At 48.1% G+C, this 15,097-nt stretch carries 15 protein-coding genes; 5 read left to right on the top strand and 10 right to left on the bottom strand.

The window, feature by feature from the left end; genetic code table 11:
• Positions 1-418: 418 nt before the first annotated feature.
• The gene (locus tag ACYVGO_RS32990; RefSeq protein ID WP_460972996.1) at positions 419-649 is read left to right on the top strand and encodes a hypothetical protein; all 231 of its coding nucleotides are present in this window, start codon (positions 419-421) and stop codon (positions 647-649) included.
• Positions 650-653: 4 nt separating this feature from the next.
• Positions 654-833, top strand: a complete 180-nt coding sequence (locus ACYVGO_RS32985) for a nuclear transport factor 2 family protein (RefSeq protein ID WP_460972995.1) — start codon at positions 654-656, stop codon at positions 831-833.
• Between the two features lie 172 nt (positions 834-1,005).
• On the opposite strand, the gene ACYVGO_RS32980 is transcribed toward ACYVGO_RS32985, so the two are convergent.
• The 3 genes from ACYVGO_RS32980 to ACYVGO_RS32970 form a co-directional block, all read right to left on the bottom strand.
• Positions 1,006-1,383: an FEKKY domain-containing protein gene (locus ACYVGO_RS32980; RefSeq protein WP_460972994.1), complete on the bottom strand. Its 378-nt coding sequence runs from the start codon at positions 1,381-1,383 to the stop codon at positions 1,006-1,008.
• 178 nt (positions 1,384-1,561) lie between these two features.
• Positions 1,562-2,641 (bottom strand): DUF4249 domain-containing protein, encoded by a 1,080-nt coding sequence (locus tag ACYVGO_RS32975; protein WP_460972993.1) that lies wholly within the window; start codon positions 2,639-2,641, stop codon positions 1,562-1,564.
• Positions 2,642-2,692: 51 nt separating this feature from the next.
• Positions 2,693-4,045 carry a Kelch repeat-containing protein gene (locus tag ACYVGO_RS32970; protein WP_460972992.1) on the bottom strand — a complete coding sequence of 451 codons (1,353 nt, stop codon included), beginning with the start codon at positions 4,043-4,045 and terminating at the stop codon, positions 2,693-2,695.
• 824 nt (positions 4,046-4,869) lie between these two features.
• Between ACYVGO_RS32970 and ACYVGO_RS32965 the strand changes: the two genes are divergently transcribed.
• The gene (locus tag ACYVGO_RS32965) at positions 4,870-5,622 is read left to right on the top strand and encodes an acetylxylan esterase (protein ID WP_460972991.1); all 753 of its coding nucleotides are present in this window, start codon (positions 4,870-4,872) and stop codon (positions 5,620-5,622) included.
• Between the two features lie 41 nt (positions 5,623-5,663).
• Complete coding sequence (locus tag ACYVGO_RS32960; protein ID WP_460972990.1) at positions 5,664-7,106, top strand: family 43 glycosylhydrolase; 1,443 nt, start codon at positions 5,664-5,666, stop codon at positions 7,104-7,106.
• A 113-nt stretch (positions 7,107-7,219) separates the two neighbouring features.
• Here the strand turns inward: ACYVGO_RS32960 and ACYVGO_RS32955 are convergent, their stop codons facing one another.
• On the bottom strand, positions 7,220-8,089 hold the full coding sequence (locus tag ACYVGO_RS32955) for an alpha/beta hydrolase (RefSeq protein ID WP_460972989.1): 870 nt from the start codon (positions 8,087-8,089) through the stop codon (positions 7,220-7,222).
• A 483-nt stretch (positions 8,090-8,572) separates the two neighbouring features.
• On the opposite strand from ACYVGO_RS32955, the gene ACYVGO_RS32950 reads away from it, so the two are divergent.
• Positions 8,573-9,433, top strand: a complete 861-nt coding sequence (locus tag ACYVGO_RS32950) for a hypothetical protein (RefSeq protein ID WP_460972988.1) — start codon at positions 8,573-8,575, stop codon at positions 9,431-9,433.
• Between the two features lie 311 nt (positions 9,434-9,744).
• Here the strand turns inward: ACYVGO_RS32950 and ACYVGO_RS32945 are convergent, their stop codons facing one another.
• The 6 genes from ACYVGO_RS32945 to ACYVGO_RS32920 form a co-directional block, all read right to left on the bottom strand.
• Positions 9,745-10,695 (bottom strand): GIN domain-containing protein, encoded by a 951-nt coding sequence (locus ACYVGO_RS32945; protein WP_460972987.1) that lies wholly within the window; start codon positions 10,693-10,695, stop codon positions 9,745-9,747.
• A gap of 842 nt (positions 10,696-11,537) precedes the next feature.
• Positions 11,538-12,359, bottom strand: coding sequence for an alpha/beta hydrolase (locus ACYVGO_RS32940; protein ID WP_460972986.1), 822 nt, complete (start codon positions 12,357-12,359; stop codon positions 11,538-11,540).
• Between the two features lie 64 nt (positions 12,360-12,423).
• A complete protein-coding gene (locus tag ACYVGO_RS32935) occupies positions 12,424-13,767 on the bottom strand; it encodes a MutS-related protein (RefSeq protein WP_460972985.1) in 1,344 nt (447 codons plus the stop codon).
• Between the two features lie 132 nt (positions 13,768-13,899).
• Positions 13,900-14,115: an IS3 family transposase gene (locus ACYVGO_RS32930; protein WP_460972984.1), complete on the bottom strand. Its 216-nt coding sequence runs from the start codon at positions 14,113-14,115 to the stop codon at positions 13,900-13,902.
• A 154-nt stretch (positions 14,116-14,269) separates the two neighbouring features.
• Entirely contained in the window at positions 14,270-14,716 is a 447-nt protein-coding gene (locus ACYVGO_RS32925; RefSeq protein WP_460972983.1) for an IS3 family transposase, read from the bottom strand.
• 32 nt (positions 14,717-14,748) lie between these two features.
• The gene (locus ACYVGO_RS32920; RefSeq protein ID WP_460972982.1) at positions 14,749-15,051 is read right to left on the bottom strand and encodes a transposase; all 303 of its coding nucleotides are present in this window, start codon (positions 15,049-15,051) and stop codon (positions 14,749-14,751) included.
• Positions 15,052-15,097: the final 46 nt, after the last annotated feature.

Here is a 15,097-nt window from a genome sequence, read left to right as displayed (position 1 = left end):
ACGTTTTGTATTGGTTAGTTGTGGTCCATAAGCTAGTAGGGTATGTGGCCATCCCCGTCGCCATACTCCTTGGTATTCGAGCGCTCGTTAAGAACTCGCGCAGGAGTCGCTAAAACTAATCGAGGTTAATGCTAAAATCGAGCGTTTTTAGGAGATAAACAAAAAGTAGTAGGTAGCCTGACGTGCCCTACTTTAAACAAGCTAACTGCCCTTTTAAAACATAGTTGACTTTCCTTATACCGTTTACTAAGGCAATTCTATTATCTGGTACTTCACCTACCATATTTAGGTAAATGAATGCCTAAACCGTTGTTCAGTTAGACCGTATTCATTTGTAAGGGATTAGCCGCTGACCGCTTTACGCTTTTATCAAACGACATCCATACTTAAATACTTACTTCTTTATGGGTTTCTGTTGATGGGCTTAGTCAGTCAAGCTCAGTCTACAGCCGACATTGAAAAAACCATCCAGGACTTAGAGCAGATTGGCGTTAAAGGCATTTTAATCGCCGATACCAGCTTACTGACCCAAATTTGGGTCCCTGAATTTATGGTTACTACGCCCCGCAATACCATTGCCCAGAATCGAGCGGCCGTGTTTAAAAATCAGAAGCAGGGATTGATTACAGCTCCTTTAAGCGCGTCATGAACAGATGCAAGTCCAGGAGAACCTGGTCATTACCAGGGGCTACGAATTGTTTGTAGCCAAGCATGACCGGCAGGAAGTCAAGGCCGGCCAACCGACTAAACGTCGGTTTACCAATATCTGGCTGAAAAAAAATGGGCAGTGGAAACAGATCGGCAGGCATGCCTCGATCATTTGTTCGCCGTAGCCTGCATTATCGTTAACATAGGGGCTTTGTTTCAGGCGGACTTATTTTGTAACCGCCAAGTCTGAAAATATGAACGCTTATTAATCCAAGGTAAGAACCCTAACGAGACGAGCAAACCGAAAATCGATAGGTTGAGGGTTCGTACCTGATTGCGCTACTGCCACTTTTTTGACTAACGATTAGTTGCCAGCCTAGGTGGAGGAGGTAGAAATAAGACCTCTTTGCGCACGTACTCCCGCCACTCTTTTCCATGCAGTTTGTCTAAGTAAGCAAAGACCACCTGGCTATACTCGCGCAGACAACGATCGTCAACTGGCCTAACACAACCCAAGTCTTGATAGATAAAACCTAATTGTTTTTCAATGACGGAATCGCTGGCCCGCCTAAGGGGTGCTATCCCGCCTGGTAGAAACAGTTTAGGCTTTCCTTTAGCCAGGTCCCCTTGTGCTGTGAGTCGGTTAAAGGCTGGACAAGGCTGGAGGGGTTGGCTACTGAGACCCTGCAGCATGCAAAGGCTCAGAAAGACTAGGGTGGTTAATTTCCTCATCATACTGGTATAGGTTGTAGGTATGCTCACAAAATTATTTCCATTAGGACCCAAAAACTCAAAAATCCGTTGGAATTGAATAGTCTCCCAAAACACCCGAATTATAATACGCCAATCACACTTTGTCTCACGTGGGAATAGGTGCCTCCCAAATGGCCAAAGGGGTTATACCTCCAACTGATTACCGCGGTGGATAGCCCAGGGGCGGGCTGAGCTGAGCCTGGGGATAGGCCTGGAAACAATCCTGCTTTTCGGGAATGTACCGATTGCCAAACTGACTCAGAAACCAGTTTATGTTAATCGTATCACCGGGTATCGTTAAGCGTTGCTGGCTGACGGCGGAGGCCCCAAAATAACCCAGGGCCAACCTAGTCGTGTCACCCACAGAGCGCACGTTGCCTTCAATGGAAGCTGGTTGGGGATCAAACAGTGAACCACTTCGACTACGCTGCTGCTCGAAGAGTAACCAGTATTGGTAAGCCGCCCGGCTCAGGGAATACTGGCGGACCTGAACGTATTGATTGCCAGTCGCATAAATGGGAGAATTTAAGACAAGCCGCCCGCTAATGCGACGGCCATTGATTCGTTCATCCGATAAGACCTCCGTCAGGGAGCCAAAATAGGGAACCCAACACGAACAGGTATTACAAATTTGAGGGCGCTCACCGGGTGGGGTAGGGGGCGGATGAAGTGGATCGCTCGTTGCCCAGCGAGGCAAATAACTTTGAGCTTCCCACCGGTAAAAATTGCCCGGCGTGGGCGGATCCTGCGTATCGACCCGGATCTGGTAGACATCCGGTTGACCCAGTTCCCTTAGCTGCCGGTAATACTGGGCGCTCAAGGTTTCCAGGGGAGCCACCGCTTGTAGAAGCTCTGGTCGAGACTGATAAGAAGATCCGTCAGGCAGGTTGACCGTAAGCGTGTAGATTCGACCAGGCTGCCCTCGAAAGGTGGGATCGCGTAGCCAGTAGTAAGCCGGTTTCAAGGCGTCCTGTTCGAGGCTGACGGAGTGACCTGTATTATCAGATACCGTCGCCTGAGCCCCATTGACGGCCAATTCTTCTGGAATTAGTAAGGAACTGGATAGATTACCCGAATAGGTCAGCTTGATCAAATAGGGCGGGGCTTCGTCGGTTATCAGTCCATCGACCACCAAACGACGTTCGATTTGGCGAATGGGTAAAGCTACCGGATCGATGCAGGCACTTACGATCACTATCAGGCCTAGTAAGGAAAGAAAAGTAGCCAGCTTAGGGTGCATTAGGTAATAGAGGGTCTTTGGGTGAGTAGACTTTAAGGGATTCTTTGGGCTTCACCTAGGCTGAAAAGTCCACCAGTCGGTGCAGGCTACTTGCCGAATGCCAGTCGTGGTCCGCTGGCTTTCGTAGCCCCAGCCCAGATAAACCTGCTCGGTCGTGCTGAGAACAGCCAGATAGCGGTTTCCCTGTCCTGGGTATTGAGTCGCGTATTGCCACTGATCGAGGGTGGGGTCGTATTGCCAGAGGTCACGCAGGCCCGCTTGATCAGTAACGGCGGCACCGAGTCCGTAATACCCTTTGCCTTTCAGCGAAAACCCAATGCCCCGACTGCGCGGTGTACCGGGAAAGTTGGCCCGTTGGTGCCAGGTATCGGTTCGGGGGTTATACGCCCATACGTGGATCGGTTGGCCAGGAGCTTGATTGATAACATAACCGATATTGTTAACCGTGAAGGTCGCTAGCGTACCGGGGGCTTCGGGCAGCGGAGCACGGGCAAGCTGGGGGAAGTTAGCATTGATCGACCGCATGGCGGGCGTGCTGTTCTGGGTTAGAAAATAGGCTTGATCCATATCCGATAGCTCATCTTTAGCGATAAAAAACGCTACTTCACCTTCTTCACCTTCGTAGGCTGGCACGACCAGTCCATCCTTCCCACCGATGATACTCCACAGATCCCGGTAGTAAAAGAATCGACTAGCCCCCTGCTCATTGAGCGCGTAGCCTAGCCCATAGAAATAATGCCGATCACCCTTATAGAATAGATTAAACTGCACGACGCCCCGGCGCGGCTGAATTTTGAGAAGCTTGGTCGTTTGTGGATCCTGAGGGGACTGAACCCATCCAGAGTAGACGGGTACGTACTGCCAAACCTGCAGTTGATCCGCGCCCGCATAGCGGGCCAGCACGATGTTATTGAACTCATCGGTGACCGGGTAGGCCGTAAAATCCCCGCCGGTGAGCGGAGCATGGGGTAGACGTTTCCAGTCCAGGGCCGGGGAGCGGTGGGTATAGGTGCGAAGTGCGGTAACCGAGTCCTGATTGTTCAGACGAAAGCGTAGTTCAGCCTGGTACGTACGGTTATTGACTAGCCCTTTGGCTTGCAGCGGAGTGAGCGAAAAGCTGCCCAGGTTCAAATCATCTCCCTGGGTTAGCGCTATGAGTTGGCCAGTAGTATCCCGCAGAGTGAGTTTCCAGGCGTTTGATGGTAACCCCTGGGTAGTCTTCAGCACCAGCTCGGCCTCCGCTGATGTTACCGGCTGTATACTAACCAGCGAAGCCTGGGGTAAGGCTGAAGGATCAACATTGGCGACCGAGATTAGGTCCGTTGGTTGACAACCGGTCAGTAACAGAAAGCTACTCACCCATAAGCTGAACCAGCGAACTGGGTAGAGCTCGATTCTAATCAAGTTGGACAGTAACCCGTTGCGCAGAAATCTCAACGGTACTCTACCGTTGCCAGGCAAGGTAAAGCGGGTATCATAGGTATTCGGCATAAAGTGACCCGTTCAGCTTGCTACCAATAAAATAGGCATGATGATTTTCAACTCTTTGATCAAACTCCGCTAATAGGCCAGGTGAGTCAGTCCATTCGTTAGCCATTATAATGTTGCGTTAAAACGGTCGTTTGTGCCTGCTGGTACAATCGAAAGGCTTTACTAAGTGAACCTGGGTTTTAAACACCCAGCCTTCACGATCTATAACATTCCAGAAGGAAAACGTTCCCGAAACCTATCGTCTGATGCTGGCAAATGTGTTTGACACTCAGCTTTCCACTAGCAATATTATACGCTGGTTTATAGGGCTTTATACAGCTAAAAAATGAAACGATCAGCCACTTTATCGATCGCCCCAACCGTTGTTCGATGAACCAATCTAGGGCTCTTTTTTGGCCTGACCAATTACTGGTTTTTTGTTGAGCCAACCCATAAAGCGTCTTCGTCTCAAATAGGAGGGTTTGGTGAGAATTTTCATTTTCAATGGCTGCCTACTAGTTTAATATCTGTCCAGTGGTTCCGCACCAGCGGACCGGCCACCGCGGCTCACCCGTCGCACGATCGCTTCGGCGCTCCAATTGTTTTTTTAATCGGTGGTACACGACCCGTTGATCGGCCCGGTCATCAGTCACTATTTTTCACTCGTCAACCTAGTTAAGCTATCACTGCTTCATTTAGTAGGTTTCCATAAACTACGCTTTAGTTAGAAACAATACGCATTCCAAAAGGAATAGGCTATGAACAGAAAATACAATTATGTATTGCCATTGATATCGCTTATCATTTTATCAGGAGTACAACTAAGTGGCATTATCGCTTTTGCACAAGGGCCGGGACAAAGACTACCCCTCCCACCCATCCCTATAAAAGGCGATACGACACATACCCTATCCAAACACTTCACAATGGCCTCTGCTGCCAAAAAAGCACCGGATACTAAGGGATTTATTCAACGCTGGCTTGTGCTCGAACCGGTAAAGAAAGATATTGTCCGGAATAATATTTTCACTGACAACTACCTCAGAACAACGTTTACGGCCGATAATTTTTCCAGCGATTACACTACAGTCCCCCAACATGGTGAAACGGTAAACGTGGGAAACCAGGACCTGAAGTGGTATGCGTTGGACAGCAAGTCGTTCAACGTTAATTTATACCATTTTACCTACGCCATTAACAAGCCCAAATATGGAATACTTGTCTGGCTTGTCACGGTCATCGATTGCCCTGAGGAAATCCAAAACGTCAGGATGGCTGCCGGATGTAATTCCGGCAGCATGTGGTGGTTGAATGGTCAGGAAGCCATGCTGCTTTCTGGTGACCGGGATATGATTGCCGATAATGGTACCTCTGCCCGTTTAACGCTTAAAAAGGGAAAAAACATCATCCGCGGGGCCGTCATAAACGGACCAGGTATGGCTAATTTTTGTGTTCGTTTTTTAGATGAAAAAGGATCACCCATAAAAAATTTCAGTAGTAGTTACGAATAATAGATAGTAGTCTGCTTAAGCTAATAAAAACAAATTAGTACATGAAACCAGTGAACGTAATCGGCCTGACAACTTTATTGATTTTATGGATAACACAGACCGTACTAGCCCAGATCGGAAGACCCTTTATCCATGATCCCTCAACCATCGCTGAATGTGACGGCAAGTATTACACATTCGGCACAGGCGGTGGTGGATTAATTTCCAATGATGGCTGGACCTGGCATGGTGGTGGGGTAAGACCGGGTGGTGGAGCGGCTCCTGATGTCATCAAACTTGGAGATCGTTACCTGGTCATCTATGGAGCGACTGGTGGTTCACCCAACCACAAAGGAGCGATTCTTACCATGTGGAACAAGACATTAGATCCAAAGTCCCCTGATTTTAAGTATTCTGAGCCGATTGTTGTGGCCACCTCAGATGGCTATGAGGAGAATGACGCCATTGATCCCGGTGTTATGTTAGACCCTACCACCGGACGTCTCTGGCTAACCTACGGCACCTATTTTGGATTCACTCGCCTGATCGAATTAGACCCCCAAACCGGCAAACTCAAGGCAGGCAATAAACCTGTGGATGTCGCTATCGTCTGTGAAGCCAGCACGTTAGTTTATCGCGACGGTTGGTACTACCTGCTGGCCACGCATGGCAGTTGCTGTGATGGTGCCAACTCAACCTACAATGTGGTGGTGGGTCGTTCCAAAAAAATCACAGGCCCTTACCTCGATAATGTAGGCAGAAGCATGCTGGAAGGGGGCGGTAAACTGGTGGTGGCTACCCGCGGAGGATTAATAGGCCCCGGGCATTTCGGACACATCATTTTGGAGAACGGCGTTGAAAAAATGTCCCTCCATTATGAAGCCGATTTAGCGCAGAGTGGCCGAAGCGTATTAGGCATACTTCCGGTGGTTTGGAAAGATGGCTGGCCTGTTGCCGGAGAAAAGTTTAAAGAAGGCACGTATGAAATTGAATCCGTACGAAGAGGATATGGCTTAGAGCTGGCCGTTGATTTCACCAGAATGGCCGTTGGGCCACGTGGATTTGGTCAGCCCAATAATGATCCAATTAAGCCCGTTCCGGCTCAGCAATTAGCCGATGTAGTGAAAAACTGGCCAACCGGTCCTATTACGTTGAGAATAAGCGATTACATGGCCCGTCCCCATCAACAATGGGCGATCACCGATGCGCCTGATACGACCGGGTATTTAGGTGCTCCCTATTACAAAATTGTATTGGCCGGAACCGATCGGGCTTTAGCGGCAACTGCCGATTCAGAAGTACTCACCGTACCGGCCTTTACTGGCGCACCCGAACAGCTGTGGCGAATCGATCAATTGACGGATGGCACCTACCGGATAATGCCTAAGATCGTCCCGAATTCAGGAAAGAAGTTAGCGCTGGTATCGTCCGGCGATAGCACACCGACCTTGGCAGAATTTGATTTTAATAGTGATAATTCTAAATGGAATTTTAGGACTCCCTAAGGAATTCTTTATACCATTGATGCTGTGAGAATCGTCTATTGTGTTACGCAATTCATCGCTCTGTTCGTTGCTGAGTAGTTGGTAACGCTTATAACGAGCGTATTCTAAGAATCTTAGCGATGCGTCTCCCAGTTCTTAAAAATAAAGCGCAGAGCATCGAAATAAGCCACAACGGGTTCGGTCATGTGAGTTTCGGTGGGGTAATGTTTATAGCGATAAGCGAATCCTTTTAGCTTTTTTGTAGCCAGTGTTGCCTCCAATCTCAATAAATGTTTATGAAAAAACGAATTACGCCCCCCTTCATTCCCATCACTGATAAAAAGCATTTTGTTTAAGGTTGAACCAGTTTTTAACTTTTCATCGATCCGTTTCAACAGATACTCCTTGTCCCACCAAAGGGAGGGGCTTAAGGCAATATACGCATCAAACAGATCGGGATGGGTCAATAGACAATTCAACGCTGAAAGGCCCCCAAACGAATGCCCGGCAAAAATTTTATAAGGCGCTGTCTTATACATTTTGTCGATCAGGGGCATCAATTCAGTCTCGATGAATTGTAAAAAAATATCATTCCCCCCACTGCCTTGATACGAACTACTGTCGGGTTTGCCCTCGTAATTAAGTACGCTGTTGGTCGGGGTAAGGTCTCTGGTTCGTTTGGTATTGGGGATACCAATGACGATTGTCTTGGGCATGGCCAACACATCGGGTCGGCTCAGATAATCGATATACTGAGCAAGTAGGGGAAAATGATTATCCCCGTCCATGACATAGACAACGGGAAAACGTTTTTTCCCATCCGCGGAGTCTACTTTAGGGTAATGCACATACACCTGGCGCTCTTCCTGTAAAAGCTGGGAGTGAATCCTTACCACCTCACTGGCTGGATAGGTGTAGGGCTGGGTAGGCTGGGACTGTGCCGGTGAAGCGACAAGCATAAGCAGAACCGATAGCCATCGGGAGGAATACAGCAGTAATTTCATTGGGTAAAATTTAACGAATGATGACCTCGAGTTTTTGCCTGACTGCTAAGGGGTTAGGGCTTACTGGTGGGCGGCATTCAGCGTGGTGTCAGCCCAAATATAGTCTTAAAAGCTCGATAGCGATACGACTGCCAACAGGGTCAACCGCTTTACTAGCAGCAAAGCTGCGGTTGTGGCCCGTGCCTGTGGTAGCCATTGGGGTCTCTTATTGAGGCCGTGGCGTCCGAATGAACTACGCACTTTCAATGGGCTATAACTGGGAGCGTATATCGCTTTGCAATACAATCTCTTTGAACGAGCGAGTCAATGAGCCATTACATAAATACTTCTCCGTCTCCAGTGGGAGGGTTTTGGGAGACTATGAAACTAGTAGTAACAAGTCTTCATTCATTTGTTGATTTTGACTAGTTTGGACTTACCTTTTGTAGGGTTCGTTTATGTAGTTGAAGAACCATCATTTGTTTGATCAGCCAAGACTAAATCATGCAACGCCATCTATTCACCTATGGCTGGTATCTGACCCTATTGACCCTGCTGGTCAGTTGCCAGGATACCCGGGTAGCTACCCAGCCCCGGTATCGTTTGAAATCCGAAATTTTCACCGATGGCACCCTTGATCTGACTAAATCAAGTAATTCAAGTAGGCAAGAGTCTATTGATACCTATAACTATGATGAATCAGGAAAACTTATCACTCAGCTTACCGACTATTCGCTAAAGGTTGCTCCACCTCTCACTACTTTGTGGGAGACTAGAACTATTGAAACTTCGTTTTATGATGCCCAAGGCAGACTGGAAAAAAAAGATGCCGTCTTGACTCAGACCCCTGATGCTTCCAATGTAACCCACCGTCGAATAACGACTTATGTCTATGATCGTAATGACAGAGTGACTCAAGTTAAAGAATATAGCTCAACCTCAAAAGAGCCCGTATTCCCGACCAATTTTACATTGGATTATATCTACGAGTACGCCTATAGCGGTTCATCCAAGCTTCCCACAAAGCTTTCAAAAAAAACAAATACAGGCTGGCAGTTTGATCCTACCTTTTACTATGTCGAAGAATATACCTATATAGATGGGAATATCACGGCCATGAACTCTACACAAATGCCAACTCGTCTCAACCAATATAAGGCCTCATCAAGCCTTGACTATTTTCAATATGACAATAAACCTAATCCCTATTTTGGCATAGGGATTGGCACCCGTAGACTATACTATTGTCGAAATAATCCACTTACAACGGATATAACATACCTGTACGATGAAAGAGGGTTGTTAATAAAAACAACCGGGGAGAACGGTCAACTTATAAGAAAATACGAGTACGAAACCTATTAAAAAAGGGGATACGTCACGGCTTAGGCTGAAAATTTCATAGTAACACTCTCTCCAAAAATGCCCGTTTATCCAAGATAACTTAGTAACCATGCCAGAGACGGTGTCTTTTGTGCTCCTATAATCCGCCCAATGACCCAGTCGAATGGCCCGATTGACGTTACGTTCAAAGGTGCCTTATTCCAGAATCAGCCTAAATACCGCCAGGCCCAGACCAATTCCGGCTTTAAAGAGAGAAGACCCGTTTTGTGGGCAGCTTTAGCAGGACAACTTTACGCTCCAAGCAGACCATGAGTAAGAAATCGATTTCGTCATTAAGGGACAAGCTTTACCGTCCGGCCTTCGTCATCGGCACTAACCCTCAGGAAGGGTTTGCCTCGTAGCCGGTCGCCCCGCATTACCTGCTCAACCTGCTCGTTGGTTGCTACATACACCGCCGTGCCGACGGGATACTGTTTTTCCCGATTGGTGTAGGGCGCTAAGGTAAAACCGTTGGTTTCGTTGGCCTCTTCGCCTGGCGCGTACGAAATCAACGTGATCATGCGGGGCAAGCCACTATTGTTCTGAAACCGAACGTTGATCAGTTTCGTCCTCTCGGTTGTTCGGACTGCTTGCTTGGTTGCTGAAGTCGGAATACGGTCGGCTACGTTGATGACCTGGGCAAAGGCCTGTTTGACTACATTTACCTGCCTGGCATTGACGCGAACGGTTGCGTTAGCCTGCGTAACGACCTTGGCCGACTGAACAGCTAGGGCGGAGGCATCTACGGTGCCATTGGCTGTACTGACAACGTCCAGCGAATTGACCTTGCCAGTAAGGGTTACATTGCCATTGGCTTGATTAACCAGCCTAAATGACTCACCCAGCAGGCCCTTTACCGTCACCTCACTGTTGGAGCCGTGGTTGAGCTGCTTCAGAGTTGGGGTTGTGATCTTGACCTCAATAGTGGCTTTACTGATCCAGAAAGATCGTCCCTGTGGGTCTTCAAAGGACAGCTTCAGCGTACCGTTCTGGTTCTCGACCCGCAGGAGCGGTTGCATATTATCATCGAGTGTAATGTCCACCGACGGTTCGACTCCGCCCACTTCAACCATTACCGATGCCGGAAACTGGTGGATCTCCAGAGCGTCGAAGGGCTTAACCGATGGCTTTTCGCGCACGAGTCGCCCACTCCCCCGCCATTCTTGGTTCGAATTATACTTGTTTTGTTGGGCTGTCGCCCAAAGCGACAACAGACAACTTACAAGTAGAAGGAGGTGTTTCATGCCCGAGGTGATTAGTTCAGCCTGGTTAAGGCACTGGTACAATAAACCAAATAAGTCCAACTACTGTGCCAAAACCTAAAGAAGCCCTTCTGAACCAATAGATGTGATAAGCCCTAACTCGGATGTCCATAAACGGACGAGCGGCCGTACACCGGCGGACAATCTTGGTGGGGGAAAAGCACCTTTCAGGCAAGCAGTGCTTTAGGTAATCTGAATCGGGAATAGTCATTCGCTCCGTAAACAGTTCACTGGACTCATCAACGCGGATACCAGGGCTAGTAGTTGACAACTATTAAAATAGACTGGCTACCTAAATTCCTCATTAAAGGAGCAGACATATAAAAGTCCTTCGTCTCAAGTAGGAGCCTTTGGTGAGAACGCCGAAGAAAGCCCAACTAGACGAATCATTACGTAAATTTGGGATGACCCCTCAGCTCTATTAACCACTCATGCCCATTCATTTTACCAATCCCCAAACAATCTATTTACAAATTGCCAATTATCTCCATGAGCAATCTTGCTTAAAAAAATAGAAGCTGGTGGAAAATTACCCACCATTCGTCAATTAAAGGCTCAAGGTGAATCCCAACACCATCCAACGAATGTATCACCTGTTAGTCCGTCAAGCCGTTATTGTGCCAAAAAGGGGATTGGCTATTTTCTGACCAATGAGGGGTTGGAACAAGTCATCAAGCTACGACGAGCACAATTTCTCACTACTAAGTTGCCCATTTTCTTACGACACCATAGGTTGGGATCACCTTTGATGAGATTAGGCAATACCGATTAAGCATCCGAAAAGTCCGAGTCAACAAAAGGCGCTACCCGCTCGCCCATTTTATTTAGGCTTGAGCCAGTAAGATTTTGAGCAAGTTCATTGTTTGGGGGTGATTCAGAACCGTGGCATGTGTCGAGTTAGGTATGACTAAAAGTTGATCGTTGCGATCTAAAACCGAATTAAGTTGGTAAGCCGTTGTGTTGACGTTGTCCGTACTAACGACAATGACCGGGCTAGGAGCCTTTTGTACATCCTGATCAGTCAGAAAAGTAAAGCCATTTACCGAGGGGAAAGGATAGAAGAGTATATCCGTAAAGCGGTCACTAAAATCGCCACCGGCTGAGGAAGGGTCAATTAGGAAGGTAAACTTGGGTCGGTTGTTGGACGCCAAATGAGCGGCTATCCGACCGCCTAACGAGTAGCCACAGATCACAATCTGATCTTCTCGATAACGGCCTTTTAAGGAATCATAGACGGTTTGGGCATCGCTGTAAAAGTTAGCTAAGCTAATTGGGCCTTTGCTCTTCCCATGCTGGCGATAATCGGTAATCAGTACATCGTACCCATACTGAAGAAATCGGGGGGCCATTAGCCCCCAGTTAGCTAAGGTTCCCCCGCCCCCTTTCCAAAAACAAATGACGCCTTTAGCTTGTGGAGCTTTGAAGAGTAGTGCATTGAGCATGCCGCCTTGAGGGGCTTTGATGGTCAATTCGTCAACCGGCTCGTTAAAGCTGAATTTAAAGTCACTTGGCAGGGATGAGGAGCGGTACTGTCTGGTTTGCTGATCTTTGATGCTGTAGAGGAATAGGTAAATGCCGACATAAGCGGCTAAAACAACTGGTAGGCTAATGAAGGCCCACTGGGTCCAACTTTTCCTAGTGATCATGGGAAACTTAGGGAAAGGAAGATACAATTAATAGTTTAATAGACAGACGGTTAGTTAAATTATGTTAACTGACATCGTCGGGTTGGCGGTTTTCTTGTAAGCCGGCCAACACCCCCGTTTGCTGTAACAGCAGCCAGCCGGTTTGCTCTTCGATGACGCCCGGTTCAAGTCGATAGGTGAAGACTAATTGGCCCAGAACAACCTGGGTACGGAAATAAGCAAACTGGACCTTGGGCGCAGCTTGATAAGGGAGGCCCAGTTGGGGCAAATGGGAGGAGATGATAAACAAACTGCCCGACTGCTCCATAAAGCAATCGATCACTTGCCGGGCACATAAAACGGCATCCTGGGGATTCGTGCCCTGAAATAGCTCATCCGCCAATAGAAATACACGTTGACCATCCGAAAGGGCCTGAGCCGCTTCTTTGATGTGCATCAACTCCGCATAAAAATGACTATAGCCTAAGGCCAGGTTATCACTCAGATGGATACTGGTTAATAAGCAGTCCACGAAGCTGAGGGATAGGGCTTGTGCGGGGACGGGTAGCCCTAGATGAGCCAGGTAGACGACTAACCCACAGGTTTTCAGAAAGGTAGTTTTGCCACTCATGTTGCCCCCGGTCAGCAAGGTCAATCGCTGAGGAGGCCGACAGGAAAAATCTGTGGCAATGGCGCCTTGCTCGTCTAAAAGAGGGTGTCTGAGGGCCGTTAGCTGAAAAATTGGCCCCTGATCCCGGACAAATACTGGATAGCTCCAATTGGCGGTTTGTAAAAAGCGAGCAATGCCACAAAAGGCATCGAGTCGGTAAAACACGGTGAATACGGCCTTGACTTGATCGGCAGACTGATACCGCAAAAAATAGTCAATTTCAAGCAAGGAGGTTAGCGTCAACTCTCTGGTCAGTGTTGATCCAGCGCGCGCGAAGAAGCTGCGCAGCACCTGAGCCGACGGTTGCCACTCATCGGGGACTAAATCGGAGTTGCGCCACCAAGCGGTTCGTTGATCAATAATGCTGAGAACCCGTTGTAGGGCGGCAGTCCCGGATTGGAGTTGGTAAAAATCGTAGGGTCTAAACCAGCGTAGCCACAGGGCTGTTTGATACCGTTTGACTCCGGTTTTGGAGGCATCCCAGGCGAGATTACTCGCCAGATGATTTTGAGCGGCTGTTAGATAGCCATGCGGCACCTTGACATCGAGTTGGGCTAGATGCTGGCTTGTAAATTGAATGAGTTTTTGCCGTTGTTCAATTTGGGCTAAGCTGGTTAAGGGCGAAGTGAGTAAGGCTTGGATTTGCTCTTTACCCGGATAGGTATGGGCCTGATTGAGCAGCGTCAGTAGGCTTGCGTCCCCGACCCCTGAAGGCAGGATTTGCAGTTCGTACAACGAGTGGGTAGAAAGTGGCTTCATGCTTATGACTTTCTACAAACCTAATCGACGGCTGGAAAAGGCTGCTGTTAATATTTCCTAAACATGGACTGATCGGTTTGAAAAGGTTGTTACGTTGCTACTGGAGTTGCAACAGTATACTGGAGATTTTTCTCAAGCAACCATCGGGGTAGTGTAAAAATAAGATTCTTGTTGAGCGGGAGTATGATAATTCAAGCTTGAATGTTTCCGTCGCCGATTGTACCAGCCCTCAATATACTCGAAGGTGGCCAACCGGGCGACGGTCCGTGTCGGGAAATCATCATGGTTCACTAATTCACTTTTGAATGTCTTAAAGGCATTATCCCAGCAGTTGCCTTTGCGGCTCATACTCTGCACGACAGGCAGTCCCTTTAAATGCTCTCGAAATTCAGTGCAAGCGTACTGGACACCACGATCGGAATGAAATAGAAGTTCTCCCGCTATTCGTCTGTTGTTAAGAGCCATACGCCACGCTGCTATGCCTGTATCAACGGCTTTCAGGTTATCGCTCAAATGCCCAGCCGATCACCCTTCGGTCTGCTAAATCTAGCACGGTTGTCAGGTATAGCCAGCCTTCGCCAGTCGGAATGTAGGTAATATCGGACACCCATTTCTGTCCTGGCTTATCTGCTGTAAACTCTCTGTTTAACAGATTTTTGGCTACTGGGTAATTATGAGATGAGTCGGTAGTCCGAACACGAAACTTCTTGTACATTATACTACGAATGGCCGCTTTGTGCATCAATCGAGCTACTCGATTCCGTGATGCCTTCACGCCCCGTTCCCGCAATTCATCAGCGATCCGGGGACTGCCATATCGATACTGACTCTGGATGTGTAGCTGTTGAATATCGCCTAGCAATTGAGCTTGTTTTAGCTGCCTGGCACCAACTGGATGCTTGCACCAATAATAGTATCCACTGCTGCTCACCTTGAGCACTTTGCACATCTTCTCAGCAGGAAATTGATTGGCGTGTTCCGCTATAAATCGGAAGATTTCCCGTCTCCCCTAGAGAAGATGCCGACGGCCATTTTTAATATATCGCGCTCAAGCTGAGCGTCTTTGAGCTCTTTCTGTAGCCGTTTGATCAGCTTCTGCTCTTCGCTCAGCCCAACGGCCGAGGATGTCAATTGAGCGGAGCTTTTGTGGCTTTGTCGCCATTTGGTGATTCGACTTGAGTCGATGCCGAGCTCATGGGCAGCCTCCTGCACTGAGCCTTTTGCATGGGACAACTCGACGGCCATTTTCCTAAACGTTTCGTCAAATACACGCCTTTTTTTCATGGCTACCTTCTGGTTTGTCCCTAAATGTGCCTAAAAACTGTCTCCA

The organism is Spirosoma migulaei, assembly GCF_054776855.1.
The sequence above is the reverse complement of the archived record's forward strand: the minus strand, read 5'-3'. Positions and strand labels throughout refer to the sequence as shown.